General features: G+C 71.3%; 15 protein-coding genes. 5 read left to right on the top strand and 10 right to left on the bottom strand.

What is annotated here, in order from left to right:
* Positions 1-192 precede the first annotated feature (192 nt).
* From BJ999_RS33275 to BJ999_RS33255, 5 genes are read right to left on the bottom strand one after another with little or no spacing between them, the layout of a single operon-like run.
* Positions 193-2,754 carry a glycosyl hydrolase family 18 protein gene (locus tag BJ999_RS33275; protein WP_179836925.1) on the bottom strand — a complete coding sequence of 854 codons (2,562 nt, stop codon included), beginning with the start codon at positions 2,752-2,754 and terminating at the stop codon, positions 193-195.
* 9 nt (positions 2,755-2,763) lie between these two features.
* Positions 2,764-3,384 (bottom strand): DUF305 domain-containing protein, encoded by a 621-nt coding sequence (locus tag BJ999_RS33270; protein ID WP_179836924.1) that lies wholly within the window; start codon positions 3,382-3,384, stop codon positions 2,764-2,766.
* A 13-nt stretch (positions 3,385-3,397) separates the two neighbouring features.
* Positions 3,398-4,267 (bottom strand): lytic polysaccharide monooxygenase, encoded by an 870-nt coding sequence (locus tag BJ999_RS33265; protein WP_179836923.1) that lies wholly within the window; start codon positions 4,265-4,267, stop codon positions 3,398-3,400.
* A gap of 60 nt (positions 4,268-4,327) precedes the next feature.
* On the bottom strand, positions 4,328-6,091 hold the full coding sequence (locus BJ999_RS33260) for a chitinase (RefSeq protein ID WP_179836922.1): 1,764 nt from the start codon (positions 6,089-6,091) through the stop codon (positions 4,328-4,330).
* A gap of 11 nt (positions 6,092-6,102) precedes the next feature.
* On the bottom strand, positions 6,103-7,671 hold the full coding sequence (locus BJ999_RS33255) for a chitinase (protein WP_179836921.1): 1,569 nt from the start codon (positions 7,669-7,671) through the stop codon (positions 6,103-6,105).
* Positions 7,672-8,083: 412 nt separating this feature from the next.
* Here BJ999_RS33255 and BJ999_RS33250 point away from each other — a divergent pair, with 412 nt between their 5' ends.
* On the top strand, positions 8,084-8,488 hold the full coding sequence (locus BJ999_RS33250) for a Fur family transcriptional regulator (RefSeq protein WP_218936275.1): 405 nt from the start codon (positions 8,084-8,086) through the stop codon (positions 8,486-8,488).
* Between the two features lie 30 nt (positions 8,489-8,518).
* The gene (gene katG / locus BJ999_RS33245) at positions 8,519-10,735 is read left to right on the top strand and encodes a catalase/peroxidase HPI (protein WP_179836919.1); all 2,217 of its coding nucleotides are present in this window, start codon (positions 8,519-8,521) and stop codon (positions 10,733-10,735) included.
* Between the two features lie 84 nt (positions 10,736-10,819).
* Here the strand turns inward: katG and BJ999_RS33240 are convergent, their stop codons facing one another.
* Together BJ999_RS33240 and BJ999_RS33235 are read right to left on the bottom strand one after the other, a co-directional pair.
* On the bottom strand, positions 10,820-11,254 hold the full coding sequence (locus BJ999_RS33240) for a Fur family transcriptional regulator (RefSeq protein WP_179836918.1): 435 nt from the start codon (positions 11,252-11,254) through the stop codon (positions 10,820-10,822).
* A gap of 127 nt (positions 11,255-11,381) precedes the next feature.
* Positions 11,382-12,950 (bottom strand): cellulose binding domain-containing protein, encoded by a 1,569-nt coding sequence (locus BJ999_RS33235; protein WP_218935345.1) that lies wholly within the window; start codon positions 12,948-12,950, stop codon positions 11,382-11,384.
* Positions 12,951-13,216: 266 nt separating this feature from the next.
* Between BJ999_RS33235 and BJ999_RS33230 the strand changes: the two genes are divergently transcribed.
* Positions 13,217-13,942, top strand: a complete 726-nt coding sequence (locus tag BJ999_RS33230; RefSeq protein WP_179836917.1) for a hypothetical protein — start codon at positions 13,217-13,219, stop codon at positions 13,940-13,942.
* Positions 13,943-13,981: 39 nt separating this feature from the next.
* Here BJ999_RS33230 and BJ999_RS33225 read toward each other — a convergent pair whose 3' ends face one another.
* Both BJ999_RS33225 and BJ999_RS33220 read right to left on the bottom strand, forming a co-directional pair.
* Positions 13,982-14,518, bottom strand: coding sequence for a cysteine hydrolase family protein (locus BJ999_RS33225; RefSeq protein ID WP_179836916.1), 537 nt, complete (start codon positions 14,516-14,518; stop codon positions 13,982-13,984).
* 90 nt (positions 14,519-14,608) lie between these two features.
* Positions 14,609-15,226 carry a TetR/AcrR family transcriptional regulator gene (locus tag BJ999_RS33220; RefSeq protein ID WP_179836915.1) on the bottom strand — a complete coding sequence of 206 codons (618 nt, stop codon included), beginning with the start codon at positions 15,224-15,226 and terminating at the stop codon, positions 14,609-14,611.
* A gap of 86 nt (positions 15,227-15,312) precedes the next feature.
* Between BJ999_RS33220 and BJ999_RS33215 the strand changes: the two genes are divergently transcribed.
* Both BJ999_RS33215 and BJ999_RS33210 read left to right on the top strand, forming a co-directional pair.
* Positions 15,313-16,227 carry an oxygenase MpaB family protein gene (locus BJ999_RS33215; protein WP_179836914.1) on the top strand — a complete coding sequence of 305 codons (915 nt, stop codon included), beginning with the start codon at positions 15,313-15,315 and terminating at the stop codon, positions 16,225-16,227.
* Positions 16,228-16,249: 22 nt separating this feature from the next.
* Complete coding sequence (locus BJ999_RS33210; RefSeq protein ID WP_179836913.1) at positions 16,250-17,794, top strand: class I adenylate-forming enzyme family protein; 1,545 nt, start codon at positions 16,250-16,252, stop codon at positions 17,792-17,794.
* A 67-nt stretch (positions 17,795-17,861) separates the two neighbouring features.
* Here the strand turns inward: BJ999_RS33210 and BJ999_RS33205 are convergent, their stop codons facing one another.
* A complete protein-coding gene (locus BJ999_RS33205) occupies positions 17,862-18,428 on the bottom strand; it encodes a hypothetical protein (protein ID WP_179836912.1) in 567 nt (188 codons plus the stop codon).
* Between the last annotated feature and the right edge of the window lie 160 nt (positions 18,429-18,588).

Below are 18,588 nucleotides of genomic sequence, written 5' to 3'. Positions count from 1 at the left end.
GAGACACCGGCGGCCCCGCGTGATCCCCGTCTCCGCGCCAGACGCACGCGGGACCGCCGGCTTCCCGGCACGCCCGAGCCGGAGAAGACCCGCTGATCTGAGCATGGAACAGGGCCGGCGCCGCGAGCGGGGCAGCGACGCCGGCCCTGGGATCGGGGACGGGACGGGCTCAGGCCGTCATCTCGGGCCCGTTCATTTCAGGCCGTCGTCGAGGGCCTTGGTCAGGACGCCCGGATCGCCGGACATCTCCCAGATCATGGCGCCGAGCAGGTTCTTGCTCCGCAGCCAGGCGGTCTTCTTCTGGATGGACCAGGCGTCGTCGAAGGTCCACCACTGGCCGTTGTCGCCGGTGTAGCAGGACGTCGCCACCGCCTGCTCGTCGTGGACGATCCTGCAGTTGGGCACGCCCGCGATCAGGTTGCCGTAGCCGCGCGTTCCGGCCTCCTCTTGGAACTGGCCGGGCGCCGCGCCCTTGGCGTCCTGCCATTCGCCGCTCTTGCCGCCGTCGGTCACGTTCTGCCAGCCGCGGCCGTAGTAGGCGAGGCCGAGCGTCAGCTTGCGCGGGTCGACCCCGGCGTCCAGGTACGGCTTGACCGCGTTCTCGACGCTGAAGTGGAACGAGTACGGGTCGTCGGGGTCGGTGTAGAGGTTGCCCTGGTGGCCCGTCCTGTTGGGCTCCCAGGAGTTGTCGCTGCCGGCGCCGTGGAAGTCGTAGCCCTGGACGTTGAAGATGTCCATGGACTTGGCGACCTCCGCCAGTTCCCAGCCTGCGTCGATCTTCGCCGGGTCGGCGGGGGTGAACGCCGACAGCAGGTACCGCTTGCCGGTCGACCTGGTCAGCTCGTCGAGCTGGCGGCGGAACTCGGCGATGAGCAGCGTGTTGTTGTGCTTGTCGTCCGGGCCGACGTGGTTGCCGGCGTGGCCCTCGGCGCCCGGCCACTCCCAGTCGAGGTCGATGCCGTCGAAGATCCCGGCGGCCGTGCCCGGCCCGCCCGCGCCGTTGTAGTCGGGCAGGTTGCCCTTGATGTAGGTGTCGATGCAGGACGCGGCGAACTTCTTGCGGGACGCGTCGGTCTTAGCGACGTCGGAGAAGTACTTGGAGTACGTCCAGCCGCCGATCGAGATCAGCACCTTCAGCTTCGGGTACTTGGCCTTGAGCTTCTTCAGCTGGTTGTAGTTGCCGCGCAGCTTCTCCCAGCCCGTGTCGGCCACGCCGTCCACCGACTGCGCGGCGCTGAACGGGCGCCCGTAGTCGGCCTCGGCGTCGCCCGCTCCGTCGCCCTGGCCCGGGTCCTGCGGGTCGGACGTGGTGCCCTTCGTCACGCCCTGCAGGCATGTCAGGTTGACCGGGTCGACGTTCGCGAACGCGTAGTTGATGTGGGTGAGGCGGGCGGCGTTGCCGGTGGTGTCCAGGTTCTTCACGAAGTACTGGCGGCCGTAGATGCCCCACTGGACGAAGTAGCCGACGCGCGCGTAGCCGTCTGCGACCACGTCGTCGGTCTTCACCTTCACCGCCGCGCTCGCCGCCGACATGTTGTCGTACAGGTCGCGCGCCCGGACGGCGAACGCGTACTCGGTGGACGGCGACAGGCCCGCGACCGTGGCGCTCGTGCCGGCCACGGTCGTGGCGACCTTCCCGTCCACCAGCACGTCGTAGTTCGCGACGCCGGTGTTGTCGGTCGAGGCCGTCCACGCGAGCTTCACGCCGGAGGAGTCCTTGCCGGTGCTGTGCAGCCCGGACGGGACGGTCGGCGCCTGCGTGTCGGCGGCCGGGTCGTTGGTCCTGACGGTGATGGGCCCCCCGGCGGGGGACAGGTTCCCCTTCCGGTCGCGGGCCTTCACCGTGAACGTGTACTCGGTGTTCGGGGTGAGGCCGGTGACCGTGGCGTTCGTCTCGGGGACGGTGCTCGCGAGCGTCGACCCGGTGTAGACCTCGTACGCGGTGACCGGCAGGCTCCCGGGCTTCGCCGCGTCCCAGGCCAGCGAGACGGTCTTGGTGGTCTTGACCGTGGACTTCAGGCCGCCGGGCGCGCTCGGCGGCACGTCGGGGGTCCCGTCGCAGTTGACGTCGTTGACGCGGCAGCTCGTCGGCTCGGCGCCGGACGTGCTGACGGTGAACGTCGGGCTGTAGGGCTCGGTCGTCCGCCCGGCTCCGATCGTGGAGTTGTAGTGGACGGGGGTGAGGGTGACCGTGGTGCCGCTCTGGCCGACCGTCCCGTTGCCGGCGTTGCTCGCGGTCACGCCGGCCGGGAGGTCGAAGACGACGGACCAGTTGCTGATCGGCGCGCCGGTGTGGTTCGCGACGACGACCTTGGCCTGGGACCCGCTGACCGTGTACTCCGCGGTGACGCCCGCGGGCGCGGGCGGGGGCTCACCCGTCCCGTCGCAGTTCGCGCCGTTCAGCGTGCAGCTCGTCGGCTGGGCGGCGGAGCTGAGCGTGAACGTCGGGCTGTAGGGCTCGGTGCTCCCGCCCGCCTTGACCGTGTTGATGTAGAACGCCGGGGTGAGCGTCACCTTCGTGCCGTTCTGCGCCAGCGCGGCGTTCTGCGGGTTGCTCGCCGTCACCCCGGCGGGCAGCCCGAACACGAGCTTCCAGCCGCTGACGTCGGCGGACCCGGGGTTGCCGACCACGTACTTGCCGGTCGTGCCGGACAGGCTGAAGGCCGCCGTCAGCCTGTCGGCCGCCCGCGCGGGCGCGACGGCCAGCGCCGCCACGACCACGAAGGTCAGAAGGATTCCGGTTGATCTGCGCATGCCGAACACCTACTTCTGGGGGTGGTTCTTCGGGGTCGGGGAACCGAGGAGCGTCAGCATCTGGCCGATCTCGGCCGAGCGGGAGCCGTCGACGCGCCGCGCGAGCCGCCTCGTCCACGCGTCCTCGCCCCCGCCGGTCTCCAGCCGCGCCAGCTGGACGGCGTCGTCCTGGTGGGCGATCAGCAGGTCGAGGAACGCGCGCTCGAACCGGTCCGGCGGCGTCCTCGCCAGCGCCTTCAGCTCGGCGTCGGTGGTCGCGGGCATTCCGCCGTGCAGGTCGTGCTCGTGGGAGTGCGGGTCCGCCGTCGGCGGCCGGTGCCAGGCCCGCAGCCTTCCCGCCATGTCCCTGATCTCGGCGAGTTGCGTCGTCTCGATCGCCGCGGCCAGCGTCGCGACCTCGGGACGGACGGGACGCCCGCGGGCGATCCGGGCGAGCCTCACGCCCTGGCCCTGATGCGGGACCATCATCTGCAGGAACATGACGTCGGTGGAGTTGAACCCGGTCCCGCCGCGCGCCCGCACGGGGACCGGCGACGGCGGACCGCCGCCGGCCCCGCACTGGACCGCGAGCAGGACGACGCACGCGGCTACCAGTGCCAGCGAGCCGGACGTCGTCAGGCCGCGCCTCATCGTGGCCGGCCCGTCAGGCCGGCTGCCAGAGCGCGGCCGTGGCCGGGGGCTCCCATCCGGCGATCGCCGTGTGCGCCTGGCGGCACGCGTAGGTCGCGCCGCCATAGGTCACCCGGTCGCCCGCGGCATAGGACGTCCCCGCCTTCCACGTTCCGCCCGGCGTCCCGGTCGGTGCGGGGGCCGGTGTGGGGGGCGGGGTCTCGGTGGGCGTGGGAGTCGGGGTGGGGGTCGGCGTCGGGTCGCCGGTCCCTCCGAAGTCGACGTCGGAGCAGGTGTAGAACGCCTCCTGGCTGCCCAGCACCCGCTGCCAGATCGAGTACAGGACGTGGCGGCCCGTCCGCGGCGGGATCTCCAGCGTCCAGTCGGTGTACTCGGACGGGTTCTGGTGCGTGAAACCGGCCAGCGGGACGAGGTCGCCCCACCGCAGCGGCTGCGTCGGGTCCCAGCCCTCGCGGGTGATGAGGAAATCGAAGTTGCTGTCCCCGTGCGGCGCGGACGCGCGGTAGGTGATGGTCTGCCGGCCCGCCCTCATCGGCTTGGCGGGCCAGTCCGCGCGCCGGAGGTCCAGGCCCCGGTACTTGGCCCGCCCGGCACTGCACAGCTGCCCGTCCGGGATGATCTCCCGGTGCCGTCCGCCCGCGTCCAGCAGCGACACCTCGTTCCAGTCGTAGAAGGCCTGCGTGCCGCCGGCCGCGACGGCCGCCTTGCAGGCGTCCGACTCCGGGCTCTCCGGACCCTCCTGGTTGCACACGTACACGCGGCTGGGCGGGTCGGACATCGTGCCGTGCGCGCTCGCGGCGGTGGCCGTGCCGAGCACGGCCAGCGCGGACGCGGCCGGCACGGCGGCCGCCGCCGCGGCGGCCTTCCTGCGGGTCGATCGCATGGGTTTCCTTCCGGTGGGGGTGGGCTCCGGTGAAGGAGGCGGGGCGTCGGGGAAGGACCGTCAGGGGAGGCCGTTCAGGAAGGGCTCGTGGCTGTTCATGAACTCCCAGCCGTAGTAGCGGTCCCAGTTGATCGACCACGTCATCAGCCCGCGCAGGTCGGGGGACGTCCCGCCGCGCAGCGTGTAGGAGCCGCAGCCCTGCCCCTTGACCAGGCAGGTCACGGCCTGCTGCACCTGGGCGGGCGGCGTGTGCCCGTTGCCGGCGCTGACCGCGGCGGGCAGGCCGACCGCGATCTGGTCGGGACGCAGCCCCGGGAACGTGCGACCGGTGCCCGCCACCGGGAACCCGGCCTTCACCATGTCGGTCATCGCGATGTGGAAGTCGGCGCCGCCCATGGTGTGGTACTGGCCGTCCAGGCCCATCACCGGGCCGGAGTTGTAGTCCTGGACGTGCAGGACGGTCAGGTCGTCCCGCATCGCGTCGATCACCGGCAGGTACGCGCCCGTCCGGTTGTCGCCGCCGCCCGCGCCGCCGTAGAACTGGTGCCCGACCTGGACGAAGAACGTCTCGGGCGCCATCGTCAGGACGAAATCGGCGCCGTACTCGGCCTTCAGCGACTTCAGGGCCGAGATGAGGTTGACGATGACCGGGGTGGTCGGGTTGCGGAAGTCGGTGTCGCCCGCGTTCAGGTAGAGCGAGTGGCCCTCGAAGTCGACGTCCAGGCCGTCCAGCCCGTACCTGTCGATGATGGCCGAGACGGACCGGACGAACGCGTCCCGCGCGGCCGCCGTCGTGAGCTGCACCTGCCCGTTCTGGCCGCCGATCGAGATCAGCACCTTCTTGCCCTGCGCCTGCTTCGCGCGGATCGCGGCGATGAACTCCTCGTCGCTCTCCACGTTCGCGCACTCGCCCGCCGGGCAGCGGGTGAACCGGATGTCGCCGGAGGTGGGCGACGTCGGCTCGCCGAACGCCAGGTCGATGATGTCCCACGCGTCCGGGACGTCCGCCATGCGCACGTAGCCGGAGCCGTTGGCGAAGCTCGCGTGCAGGTAGCCGACGAGCGCGTGCTCGGGCAGCCCGCTGTCGGTGCAGCCGCCGGTCCGCGCGCTGACGGGCCCGGACTTCGCGGACTCGCCGAGGTCGTTGTAGGCGGCGACCGTGAAGGTGTGCGAGCTGCACGCGGCCAGGCCCGAGACGGTGGTGCTCGTCCCGGTGACCGCGGCCTTGACCGCGCCGCCCTCGTAGACGCGGTAGCCGGTGACCGTCCCCGACGACGCCCCCCAGCGCAGGGCGATCGAGCCGTCGGTGACGGCGCCGGCCTTCGGGTCCTCGGGCACCCCCGGCACCCCCGGCTGGGGCTCGCCGCCGGGGCCGTCGAGGGCGACGTCGTCGGCGTGGTAGGCGCCGGCGCCGTACCAGCCGTGCAGGTAGATCTGCACGGACGTCTGGTCGGCGCCGGTCGTGAACGTCACCGACAGCTTGGTGAAGTCGGCGGCGGACGGCGTCCACACGGAGGTTCCGCCCGTCACGCCGAGGTAGACGTAGCTGCCGCGCACCCAGGCCGACAGCGTGTAGGCGGTGTTCGCCCTCACGTTCACGGTCTGCGTGCACTGGCCGGTGCTCCCGGCCGACACCCCGCCCGCGAGCGCGTGGCCGCCCGTCCGCGCCGGGCTGGTCACGACCGACCCGCCGTCGCACGTCCAGGGGCTGAGCGAACCGCTGTCGAACCCGGCGTTGGCCAGGATGTTCTCCGCGTGTGCCGGGGCCGTGACCCCGGCCGGCAGTCCGGCGATCACGGCCGCCAGAACCAAAATCCTCTTCATAGACCGGCTCCCTAGGGCAGGGTGTCCAGGTGCGGGCCGACGGTCCCGGCGAAGCCGCCGCCGTTGGTGACGTCCCAGTTGATGGACCACGTCATCGCGCCGCGGATGTCGGGGTAGGCGCGCGACGGCGTGAACGTGCCGCAGCCGGTGCCCTTGGCGAGGCAGTCCAGCGCGTTGCCGACCGCCGAGGGCGCCACGACGCCGCCGCCCGCCGCGCCCGGCCCGGCCGGGAGCCCGAGCGACACCTGGTCGGGGCGCAGCCCGTTCTCCAGCTGGATGCAGGCGAGCGCGGTCATGAAGTCGACCGTCCCCTGCCCGTAGACCTTCTGGTCGCAGCCGAGCATCGCGCCCGAGTTGTAGTACTGCATGTGGACGACGGTGAGGATGTCCTTGATCTTCAGCGCGAGCTGGAAGTACGCCGCACCGGTCGACTGCATGTCGAGCGTCTGCGGTGCCATCGTGATGATCAGGTCGCTTCCGGCCCTGGCCCGCAGCGCCCGCAGCGCCTGCTCCATGGAGGTCGGGTTGAGGCCGTTCTCCAGGTCGATGTCGACGCCGTCGAACCCGTACTGGGTCATCAGCCCGGAGACCGAGTCGGCGAACAGCTGCGCGGACGCGCCGTCCGCGACCCGGATGGCGCCCTTCTCTCCGCCGACCGACAGGATGACCTTCTTGCCCTTGGCGTGCAGGCCGGCGATGTCGGCCTTGAACTGGGCGTCGGTGTAGCCGCCGAGTGCCGTGGACAGCTCGGGGTCGACGCGGAACGAGACCTCGCCGGCCCGGCCGGTAGCCTCGCCGAAGGCCACGGCGACCAGGTCGTACTGGTCCGGCACCTGGGAGAGCCTGAGCTCCTGCGCCGGGTTGACGAAGTCGTGCCAGTAGCCGGTCAGGAAGTGCCTGGGCAGCGGGCCGGTCGCGCACCCGCTGGTCGTGCCGGTGACGGCGGCGCTGGCGGGCGACTCGCCCTTGTCGTCGTAGGCCTTGACCGTGTAGCCGTGCGTCGAGCATTTGGCGAGCCCGCCGATCGTGGCGGCGGTGCCGCTGACGGTCGCCTTGAGGACCGAGCCCTCGTAGACCCGGTACCCGGCGGGCGTCCCGCTTCCGGCCTGCCAGGCCAGCGTCAGCGAGGTGTCGGTCCGTCCGGTGACGGTGGGCGTGCCGGGGGCACCGAGCCCGCCCGGGGGATCGCCCGGCCCGCCCTCGCAGGGACTGCCGTTGAACGTGCAGTTCTGCGGGCTCCCGGGACCGTTCCCGAGGAACCCGAACGTGACGGACCCTCCGGGCGGGACGACGGCGTTGTAATCGCGGTTCTGGAACGTGCTGCGCTGCCCGTTCTTCGTCAGCAGCGCGTCCCAGTAGGACCCGACGGACGTCCCGGACGGCAGGTCGAACTCGACCCGCCACCCGTTGATCGCGGCGTCGGTGCCGTTGGTGAGCGTGAAGCGTCCCTCCCACCCCGAGCCCCAGTCGGAGGGCTTGGTGAAGGTCGCGGCCGCCGCGCCGGCGGCGTGCGCGCCGGGCGCGAGGGCGAGGACGAGGAGCAGGGCGGCGAGGACGCTGAGAGCAGAGCGGGGGCGCAAGGGCTCACTCCATCGCTTGAGACGGCCGGCGGATTCCCCCGAACCCCGAGATCGTTCACGTATTGGACAGGAAGGTTTCCTATCTATTTAGGGTCAAGGTAGCCAGCGTCCGGGACGTCGGCAAGACCCCGGTGCGGGCGCCGTGCGGCCGTCCGGCAACCACCCCAGCTCGCGCGCCGAACCAGCTCTGGCGATCTTCGAAATCGGCAACTCTCGCCGGAAAGAGCGGCGATCAACGGCGAACATCGCCAGGTGACCCGCCCGGCCGGCCGATCTAGGCTCGCCTGAACCCCTCCCTGGGCCGGCGCGGGTAAAGAAGCGATCTTCCTGAACATGGTTCATTCAATATCTTGACTGATTCCAGAAAATGGGACAGTCTGGGGGCGTGGCCAGCTCCTTGGACTTCCACGAGATGCTGCGCGCGGCCGCCCTGAGCGTGACCCGCCCGCGGCTGGCTGTGCTGGGCGCGGTCGTCGCGCACCCGCACGCCGACACGGAGTCGGTCATCGGCGCCGTGCGCGAGGTACTTCCGAAGGTGTCCCACCAGGCCGTCTACGACTCGCTGCGCGCGCTGACGGCGGCGGGCCTGCTGCGGCGCATCCAGCCGTCCGGTTCCGTGGCCCGCTACGAGTCGCGGATCGGGGACAACCACCACCACGTCGTCTGCCGCTCCTGCGGGGCCATCGCCGACGTCGACTGCGCCGTCGGTGAGGCGCCCTGCCTGACGGCCTCCGAAGACCACGGCTACCTGATCGACGAGGCCGAGGTCGTCTACTGGGGCCTCTGCCCCGACTGCACAACCGCACACAGTTCCTGATTCACCGACGGTCGCCCTGGAAGGAATCACATGTCCGAGAAGAACGAAGCCGCCGCCGGTGGCGGCTGCCCGGTCGCGCACGAGCGCGCCCCCCACCCGACCCAGGGTGGCGGCAACCGTGGCTGGTGGCCGGAACGGCTCAACCTGAAGCTGCTCGGCAAGAACCCGCCCCTGGCCAACCCGCTGGGCGCGGACTTCAACTACGCCGAGGCGTTCGAGAGCCTCGACCTCGCCGCCGTGAAGCAGGACATCGCGCACGTGCTCACGGACTCGCAGGACTGGTGGCCCGCCGACTTCGGCAACTACGGGCCGCTGATCATCCGCATGGCGTGGCACAGCGCGGGCACCTACCGCGTCAGTGACGGCCGCGGCGGCGCCGGCGCGGGGCAGCAGCGCTTCGCGCCCCTCAACAGCTGGCCGGACAACGCGAGCCTCGACAAGGCCCGCCGCGTGCTGTGGCCGGTCAAGAAGAAGTACGGCCGCAAGATCTCGTGGGCCGACCTGATGATCCTGGCCGGCAACGTGGCCCTGGAGACCATGGGCCTGAAGACCTTCGGCTTCGCCGGCGGCCGCCGGGACGCCTGGGAGGCCGAGGAGGACGTCTTCTGGGGCCCCGAGACCGCCTGGCTCGACGACGAGCGCTACAGCGGCGAGCGCGAGCTGGAGAAGCCCCTCGCCGCGGTGCAGATGGGCCTCATCTACGTCAACCCGGAGGGCCCGAACGGCAACCCGGACCCGGTCGCCGCGGCGCGCGACATCCGCGAGACGTTCGCCCGCATGGCGATGAACGACGAGGAGACCGTCGCGCTGATCGCCGGCGGCCACACCTTCGGCAAGACGCACGGCGCGGCGCCGGCCGACAGCATCGGCGCCGAGCCCGAGGCCGCCCCGCTGGAGGACATGGGCCTCGGCTGGAAGGGCACGCACGGCACCGGCAAGGGCCGCGACTCCTACACCAGCGGCCTTGAGGTCACCTGGACGCCCACGCCCACCACGTGGGACAACAGCTTCTTCGAGATCCTCTTCGGGTACGAGTGGGAGCTGACCGAGAGCCCCGCCGGGGCGAAGCAGTGGCGGCCGAAGGACGGCGCGGGGGCCAACACCGTCCCCGACCCCGAGGACGGCACGCTGAACCGCCAGCCGATGATGCTGACGACCGACCTCTCGCTGCGCTTCGACCCGATCTACGAGCCGATCTCGCGGCGCTTCCTGGAGAACCCGGACGAGTTCGCCGACGCGTTCGCCCGCGCCTGGTTCAAGCTGACCCACCGCGACATGGGCCCGGTCTCGCGGTACGTCGGTCCCGAGATCCCGTCCGAGACGCTGATCTGGCAGGACCCGGTCCCGGCGGTGGACCACGAGCTCGTCGACGCGCAGGACGTCGCGGAGCTCAAGCGCCGCCTGCTGGACTCCGGGCTGTCCGTCGCCCAGCTCGTCACCACCGCGTGGGCGTCGGCCGCCTCGTTCCGCGGCACCGACAAGCGCGGCGGCGCCAACGGCGCCCGCATCCGGCTGGAGCCGCAGCGCAGCTGGGAGGTCAACAACCCCGACGGGCTGCGGAGCGTGCTGCGCACCCTGGAGCAGGTCCAGGAGGCCTTCAACGCCGGGCAGACCGGCGGCAAGCGGATCTCCATCGCGGACCTGATCGTGCTCGGCGGGTGCGCCGGGGTCGAGCAGGCCGCCAAGGCCGCCGGGTACGACGTCGAGGTGCCCTTCACGCCGGGACGCACGGACGCCTCCCAGGAGGAGACCGACGTCGAGTCCTTCGAGGCGATGGAGCCGACGCACGACGGGTTCCGCAACTTCCTCCAGAAGGGCAACGTCCTGCCGGGCGAGTTCCTCCTGGTCGACAGGGCGAACCTGCTCACGCTGACCCCGCCGGAGATGACGGTCCTCGTCGGCGGCCTGCGCGTCATCGGGGCCAACTACGACGGCTCGTCCCTCGGCGTCCTCACCGCCAACCCGGGGGCGCTGACCACCGACTTCTTCGTGAACCTGCTCGACATGGGCACGGTGTGGAAGGGGACGGGCGAGGACCCGATGACCTCCGAGACCTTCGAGGGCCGCGACGCCTCGGGGCAGCTCAGGTGGACCGGGAGCCGCGCCGACCTCGTCTTCGGCGCCAACTCCGAGCTGCGCGCCGTCACGGAGGTCTACGCGAGCGACGACGCGGGCGAGAAGTTCGTCCACGACTTCGTCGCCGCGTGGGACAAGGTGATGAACCTCGACCGGTACGACCTCACCTGATCGAGAACGTCCGGGACGTCCGGGCCGGCCGCCGCGGCGGCCGGCCCGGACGCCGTTTCGGGGGAGACGCGGGCGCGACCGGCGTCAGCCGGCGGCCGTCCGGCACGCCGGGCACAGGCCCCAGAACGTGACGTCGGCCTCGTCGATGCGGTACCCGGCGTCGTCCACCGGGTCCAGGCAGGGCGGGTGCCCCACGGCGCAGTCGACGTCCTTGATCGCGCCGCAGTCCCGGCACACCAGGTGGTGGTGGTTGTCGCCGACGCGCCCCTCGAACCGGGCCGGGCTCCCGGCCGGTTCGATCCGGCGGACGAGCCCCGCCGCGGTCAGCGCGTGGAGCGCCTCGTACACCGCCTGGAGGGAGATGTGGCCCACACGGTCGCGCACGCCCGCGGCGAGCGCCTCGACGCCGAGGTGGTCGCCGGCCCGGACGGTGTCCAGCAGGGCCACGCGGGCGGCCGTCACCCGCAGGCCGGCGCCGCGCAGCTCCTCGGCGGTGGACGGGGTCTGGGACGCGGTCATGGCGCCGAACCTTCCCTCACAAACGCGAATCGTTTAAGACAACAAATGAGGCAAGTCTATCCGGGCGGGCCGGATGCGGGCGCGGCCCGCGCCCCCCGAGCCGGGACGCGGGCCGCCGGCGGGCCGGTCAGAAACCGGCCGTGATCTTGGTGAACTCCCAGGGCTGCTGGTCGGTGCCGCTGCAGTTCTCGGCGACGCCGCCACCCGGGCAGGGCCGGTCCCGGTTGACCGACCAGAACGCCAGCCTCGCCAGGCCCTTGGACTTCGCCCAGTCGCGGATCCTCGTCCACGTCGCGGTCGAGGTGAGCTCCTGCTGGTCCGACAGGCCGTTCATGCCGGAGATCCCCATGTGCGAGTAGGCCGTGGCGTCCGACCATCCGAACGCCGACGTCAGCGCGGTCCTCAGGCCCTCGGACGCGTTGACGGTGCTGCCGTACATGTCCGCGCCGCCGCCGAAGTCGAACGGCATGATCGTGAACACGTCCACGTTCGCCTGCAGCGCCGCGGCCTGGTCGATGAGCCGCTTGCCCCAGTAGTTCGGCCCGGTGGTGGTCGTGCCGAACGTCAGGATCGTCTGCAGACCCGGGTTGTTCCGCTTGAGGATCTTCAGGGCGCCGAGGACGCGGTCCTGCACGGCCGCGTTCTCGAACTCGTCGCTGTTCTCGATGTCGATGTCGATGGCCTTGAGCCCGTAGGCGTCGATGACCTTCTGGTAGGCGCCGGCCAGAGCCTCGGGCGTGGAGCAGTTCGGGCCGAGCTTGTTGCCCGACCAGCCGCCGACGGACGGCAGCACGTCACCGCCGGCCGCCCGGATCTGCGAGATCGCCTGCTCGTCCACCCCTCCCTTGAGCGGGCGCTGCCCGTCCCACCCGGGGTTGCACCCGCCGCTGGACAGGATGAACGCCATCGTGAACCACTTGATCCCGGTGGCGCCCATGACGGTGGACGGGCTGGGCGGGTCTCCCCAGCCGAGGTACAGGTAGGGCGCGGCGCGCCGGCTCGCGGGCGGCGGCTCCGTGCAGCCGGTCGTGGTGGCCGTGACCGGGCCGCTCGCCGCCGACTCGCCGGCGGTGTTGTACGCCTTCACCGTGTAGGTGTGGTCCGAGCAGGCGGTCAGCCCGCTGATGGTGGTGCCGGTCCCGGTCGCGGTGGCCTTGACCGCCGTGCCCTCGTAGACGCGGTAGCCGGTGACCGTCCCGGACGAGGCCGGCCACGTCAGCGTCAGCGAGGTGTCGGTCCTGGCGGTCACGGTCGGCGCCCCGGGCGCGGAGGGCGTGCCGGGCGGAGGCGTGTCGCCGCCCGCGCAGGAGGCGCCGTTGATCGTGCAGTTCTGCGGCGCCCCGGTCCCGTTGACGATGAAGCCGAACGTGACGCTCGCGCCGGCGGCGACGCTCCCGTTGTACTCGCGGTTGGCGAACGCGGCGTGCTGCCCGGCCTTGGTGAGCAGCGCGTCCCAGTAGGTCCCGACCGACGAGCCGGACGGCAGGTCGAACTCCACCTTCCAGCCGGTGACGGCGGAGGCGGTGTCGTTCTTGATCGTGTACCTGCCCTCGTACCCCGAGCCCCAGTCGGAGGCCTTGGCGAAGGTCGCCGTCACCGAGGCGGCGGCGCCGGCCTGGACGGGGACGAGCAGGGCGAGCAGGAGGGAGCAGAGGGCGGTGAGCAGGAAACCGGGGAGAAGCCTTCTTCTTCGCAATGTCACTCCCGGGTAGGAGACGTGGACGAGCGGGAATCCCCCGAACCCCGAGTCGGTCGCGCGGTGATCTAATAGGAAACTTTCCTATAAAACACGAGTGCACCGTAACCACCCGTCCGCCGCCCCGCAAGCCCCTGGAACGCGCCGATCGCGGCCCGTCCCGGGCGCCCGACCGACCACCCCTGCTCCCGCACCGAACCAGCCCGCCGGCGCCCGGAGAACTGGCATGATCGTTTCCGTCCAGACCAGACAGGACGGTACGTCGAATGCCTCCCAGAATCGTGTCCGGCGCCCTCGCGCTGGGCCTGGCCGCCGGTGTGCTCGCCGGCGGCGCCACCGCTGCCGAAGCCGAGTCGCCGCAGTTCCGCGTCAAGGTGCCGAAGCACCTCTCCGTAGGAAAGGGGGAATACAACAAGTCCTGCGCCATGGACGTGTGGGTGTGGGGCACCGAAGGCTCCGCGGTCGCCTATTCCAAGGCCTATCTGATCGCCCCCGACGGGCGGATCCCGTCGCCGCTGGTCTACAAGAAGATCCTGCCCGGACGCCAGGTCGGCTGGGGCGTCGGGTGCCCCAACCAGGTGGAGGACCTCGGGAAATGGCGCGTTCGCGTCATCGCCTACGACCGGAAGGGCAAGGCCCTGGGAAGTCGTGAGGACTACTGGTACGAGAAGTACGACACGGCCATCCAGAATGGCAACGCCGCGCCCGAGCCCGTGCGCGCGGGCCGTCCGATCACCGTGTCCGGCCGCCTGAAGCGGCTCAACAATCCCGGCACCGGGTACACGGCGTATCCGGGCAAGGTGATCCGCGTCTACTTCCTTCCCAAGGGCTCCGCTTCCTGGGCCTACATGGGATCGGCTGAGACCGCCCGCGACGGCCGTTTCCGCAAGGCGTTCAAGGCCGAGCGCGACGGCTACTGGCGCGCCTACTTCCCCGGCACGAGCAACTTCGACCGCCAGAACTCCTTCGACGACTTCGTCGACGTTCGCTGACCGGCAGGGGACGTCCCGCCCGCGCCGCGGGACGTCCCCTCAGAAGCACCGGTCGGCGCTGACGATCTCGGCGCGCATGTTCGACTCCATCATGCGCAGCGCGGCGTCGCCGAGGTCCGCGTCGATGTGCGCCACCGCGTCCCGGACCACCCTGAGTTGGAAGTGCCGGACGTAGGCGTCCAGCGCGCTGTAGAGGACGCACTGCTCGGTGACCTGGCCGGTGAGGACGACCCGCTCCACCTTCTCGCGGGACAGCAGGTACTCCAGCGCGGTGCCGTAGAAGGCGCTGTGCCTGACCTTGGACATGAACCCGCAGCCGGGCTCCGGGACGACGGGCTCGACGAGGTCGGGCCGCCGCCCGTTCAGGGCGCGGTCGACGAGGTCCTTCCGGTCGGCCGAGAAGTCGCCGTAGTTGTCGTTGACGTAGAGGACGCGCACGTCGTCACGCCCTCGGGCGTCGTCCAGCAGGCGCCGCAGCGGGTCGACCATCTCCTGAACGCTCTCGACCAATGCGGCCGCGTCCTGGTGGTCGTAGGGGTTCAGCATGTCGATGACGATCAGTGCGCTCGTGCTCACAGGCGTGCCCTGCCCTGCCAGCACGGCCGCAACCAACGGGACGTCACAGAACTCCTGGGGCGGGCGGCCGTGATGGGGCGCCCCGGCGCGTCAGCCGCGGATGTAGCCGATGACGAGCTCGGCGAGCTCGTCGACCATCCGCTCGTGCGGGATGGGCGGCCGGTCCAGGACGTACTTGATGGACAGCAGGCCGACGGTCTCGGTGATGATCCACAGCGTGGCGTCGATGTCGAGGTCGTCCCGGAACTCGGCGCGGTTGAGCAGGAGGTAGACGCGCACCAGGTCGGTCAGCCGCCGCTGCAGCGCCGCGAGCTTGTCGAACGGCCCGAGCCGCGGCACCTGCTCCACGACGATGCGCAGCAGGTCGGCGTTCTCCTCGAACAGCCAGATCTGGACGTCCAGCAGCGCGCGCCCGGCCTCCTGCCACGGCAGGCGCATCGTGGCCTCGATCTCCTCGCCGAGCCGGTCGGCGAGGCGGTCGGCGAAGCGGTCCAGCACCGCGATGACGATCGCGTCCTTGTTGGGGAAGTACTGGTACAGCGATCCGTTGCCGACGCCCGCCGCCTTGGCGATCCGGTTGGTGGAGGCGCCGTCGTACCCGTGCTCGGACAGAACGCGAGTGGCGGCCTCCAGGATGCGCTCGACGGTGCGGCGCGAGCGGTCCTGGGAGGGGGTTCTGCGCGGTGAAAGCCCAGGTGAGCGCGTCACCGGAGGTTCCCTTCAAAACGCGACTTGTAAGCGACTTCTTATTCGCGTTTAGCTTACAGGAGTCGTTTCGTCAGGAGGTCGCGCCGATGACGGTGACCGATGGGACGCCCGCGAGCCCACGGGCCGAGCGGGAGCGCCGCGGCGATCCTGCGCCGTTCGGGCCGGGTTCGCTGCTGTGGGAGCAGATAGGGCTCTACACGTCGGCGATCGCGGGAAACAGCGTGTTCATCCTCCAGGTGATGCACCCGGCGATCGGTACCGTGGTCGACCGGCTGTCGAGCTTCCGCACCGACCCCCTGGGCCGCGCCGCGCGCAGCTTCGCCTCGGTGCAGACCTGGGTCTACGGCGGGCGCACCGCCATCGAGGAGGGCCGGCGGCTGCGCGAGATGCACAAGCCGCTCAGCGCCGTCGACGAGGAGGGGCGGCGCCACCACGCGCTGTCGGCCGAACCGTGGGCGTGGGTCCACCTCACCGGTTTCCACGCCGCCGTCACCGCGGCCAAGTACTTCGCGCCCGCCCCACTGGCCCCGGAGGAGGAACAGCAGATCTTCGACGAGTTCCTCCAGCTCGGGAGGATCCTTCAGGTGCCCGAGAGGATGCTGCCGAAGAGCATCCCCGACTACTGGGTCTATTTCGACGACATGGTGGCCAACACGCTCGTCCCCCACAAGGTGGCGCACGAGGTGCTCGCGCAGATGGACCAGGTGCCGCCGAACGTGCCGGGGCCGCTGCGTCCGGCCGTCGCCCCCCTGAGCCTGGCCGCCGGACGTCTCGGACGGCTGATCACGATCGGCACCCTCCCGGCGGAGGCGCGCGACAGGCTCGGCCTGCGGTGGACCGCGGCCGACGAGCGCAGGCTGCGCCTGGTCGGGCAGGTCATCGGCCGCGGCACGCCGCTGCTGCCCGAACGCGTCCGCTACATGCCGATCGCCTACCGCGCCCGGCAGGCGGCCCGCGCCCAGGAGCGGCTGGAGCGCGCCCTGGCGCACCGGCCCATGTGAACCCCGCAGGAGGTCGATCAGCATGCCCGACGAAGATCCGCTGGCGACGATGGCCGCCGTCGCCCCCTCGAAGATCGCGGTCGTCGAGGACGAGCGCCGCCTGACCTACCCCGAGTTCAACGCCCTGGTGAACCGGTACGCCAACCTGCTGGTCGAGCACGGCGTCCGGGCCGGCACCAAGGTCGTGTGGTGCGGCCGCAACAGCACCGAGGTCGTCGCGCTGATCTCGGCCCTTCGCAAGTGCGGGGCCGTCGGCGTCCCGCTGAACTACCGCCTGACGCCGGAGGAGACGACCTACGTCGTCGAGAACGCCGACGCCGCGCTGGTGGTGTTCGACGCCGAGCAGGCTCCCCAGCTCGAAGCGGCCCGTGTCCGGGCGACCGGCGTCCGCGCCTGGCTGGCCTGGGGCTCCGCGCCGCCGGACTGGGCCTCCTCGCTCGACGCCCTGGCCGGACGGAGCCCCGACACCGAGCCCATCGCCCGCGGCGCCGACCCGGCGGCCGGCACCTCGATGTTCTACACCTCCGGGACGACCGGCAAGCCGAAGGGCGTCGTGCGCGGCGAGCCCGACCCGGCCCTGGTCCTCGGACTGGTCGGCGAGATCGGCTTCGAGCCCGGCGACGTCTACCTCACCACCGGCCCGCTCTACCACTCGGGCCCGATGAGCTTCATGCTCATCGTCCAGCTCATGGGCGGGACCGTGGTCGTGATGCGCGATTTCGACCCCGAACGCTGGCTGGACCTGGTCGAACGGCACCGGGTGACGACCACGTTCTCCGCGCCGACCCCGATCCGCCGCGTGGTGGACCTGCCGGCGGAGACGATCCGCCGCAGGGACCTCTCCTCGCTGCGGCGCGTCATCGCCAACGCCGCCCCGTGGCCCTTCGAGCTCAAACGCCGGTACGTCGACCTGATCGGCGACGGCTCCCTGTTCGAGGTGTACGGCTCCACCGAGCTCGGCGTGGACACCGTCCTGCGCCCCGAGGACCAGATGCGCAAGCCCGGAAGCTGCGGCCGCGCCGCCCCCGGCGTCGAGATCGCGCTGTTCGGCGAGGACGGCCGCCCCATCGGGGAACCGCACGTGCCCGGCGACCTCTACGTGCGCGGCACCGGCACCTTCAACGCCTACTACAAGGCCGAGGGCAAGTTCCAGGACGCCAGCCGCGGCGAATGGCTGACCGTCGGCGACATCGCCTACCGCGACGAGGAGGGCTTCTACTACATCTGCGACCGCCGCACCGACATGATCATCTCGGGCGGTATGAACATCTACCCGGCCGAGATCGAGGCCGTCCTCACCGCCCACCCGGCGGTGGCCGACGCGGCCGTGTTCGGCGTCCCGTCCGACGAATGGGGCGAGTCCGTACACGCCGCCATCGTCCTGGCGCCAGGCGGCGCCGCCGCCGACGACGAACTCCGTGACTTCTGCCGGGAGCACCTCGCCGCCTACAAGACCCCCAGGGGCTTCGACCGGCTCACCGAGATCCCGCGCAACCCCTCGGGCAAAACCCTGAAACGCCAACTCCGCGCCCCCTACTGGGATTCCCGAACCTCCAACATCACCTGACCCGGCGGCGCGGACGGCGCCGTCGACGGCCGCGGCGTGGGCGCCGCGGCCGCTGGTCGTCCTTCGGTCACGGGTGTGCGCGCTCGGTGTGCCGGTGATCTGCCTTTCCGTCGGGCTCCGGAGGGCGGGCCCAGGGGGAGCGCTGGGCAGGGTGGCGGTGGCGGGTTCTGTTCGCGGTGGTCTTTCTGCCGAAGACCGCGTCGCGCCCCGGCGGGCGCTGCGTCAGGTACTCCGTGGTGGCCTCGGCGTCCCGTGCGGAGGGCAGGCGCGGCGCGGTGCCTCGGTCGGCCAGGCGCGCCGAGGTGATCGTGAGTTCGTAGTGGGCCCACACCATGGCGGCGTTCTCCAGGCGGCGGGCCGTGGCCTGGACGAGGTAGACGTCGGACAGGGCGGTGACGATCAACAGGACGGGCGTGCCTCTGTCCAGGTCGGCCGCGGTGGGGCCGGACGGCCAGACCGCCACGCGCAGATGCCGGTCGTCGAGGACGTGGAGTTCCCCCCAGTCCGGCACGCAGACCAGGGGCCGCCCGTCGGGGGCGCAAGTGATCATGACGACGGGATGCTGGCGGGACGGGGCGCTGCTGATCGCTTGGACGGCGGCTGGGAGCAGCTCGGGGGAGAACGCCATCGGCATGTCCGCCTTACGTCGAAGGTCCTGCCGGCCCGGCGGGCGACCAGGGCCGGCCCCGGCTCGAAGAGTCCGTCTCGCTCACTCGATCATATGTTCGATTTTAGAGGCGGGCGAGCGATATTTCCACGAGCGAGGTCGCCTGTTTCCTTCCCAGTCCCGGGGG

Origin of the sequence: Actinomadura citrea, assembly GCF_013409045.1 — a bacterium.
Classification (GTDB): Bacteria; Actinomycetota; Actinomycetes; order Streptosporangiales; family Streptosporangiaceae; genus Spirillospora; species Spirillospora citrea.
Note: the sequence above shows the minus strand (reverse complement) of the source record. Positions and strands in the feature narration are given on the sequence as shown.

Bases quoted from the DNA above. Each gene is read 5' to 3' on its own strand.
- BJ999_RS33250 (WP_218936275.1), top strand. From the start codon at position 8,084: ATGCTGCGCGCGGCCGCCCTGAGCGTGACCCGCCCGCGGCTGGCTGTG.
- BJ999_RS33205 (WP_179836912.1), bottom strand. From the start codon at position 18,428: ATGCCGATGGCGTTCTCCCCCGAGCTGCTCCCAGCCGCCGTCCAAGCG.
- BJ999_RS33230 (WP_179836917.1), top strand. From the start codon at position 13,217: ATGCCTCCCAGAATCGTGTCCGGCGCCCTCGCGCTGGGCCTGGCCGCC.
- BJ999_RS33265 (WP_179836923.1), bottom strand. From the start codon at position 4,267: ATGCGATCGACCCGCAGGAAGGCCGCCGCGGCGGCGGCCGCCGTGCCG.
- BJ999_RS33260 (WP_179836922.1), bottom strand. From the start codon at position 6,091: ATGAAGAGGATTTTGGTTCTGGCGGCCGTGATCGCCGGACTGCCGGCC.
- katG (WP_179836919.1), top strand. From the start codon at position 8,519: ATGTCCGAGAAGAACGAAGCCGCCGCCGGTGGCGGCTGCCCGGTCGCG.
- BJ999_RS33270 (WP_179836924.1), bottom strand. From the start codon at position 3,384: ATGAGGCGCGGCCTGACGACGTCCGGCTCGCTGGCACTGGTAGCCGCG.
- BJ999_RS33215 (WP_179836914.1), top strand. From the start codon at position 15,313: ATGACGGTGACCGATGGGACGCCCGCGAGCCCACGGGCCGAGCGGGAG.
- BJ999_RS33240 (WP_179836918.1), bottom strand. From the start codon at position 11,254: ATGACCGCGTCCCAGACCCCGTCCACCGCCGAGGAGCTGCGCGGCGCC.
- BJ999_RS33210 (WP_179836913.1), top strand. From the start codon at position 16,250: ATGCCCGACGAAGATCCGCTGGCGACGATGGCCGCCGTCGCCCCCTCG.
- BJ999_RS33275 (WP_179836925.1), bottom strand. From the start codon at position 2,754: ATGCGCAGATCAACCGGAATCCTTCTGACCTTCGTGGTCGTGGCGGCG.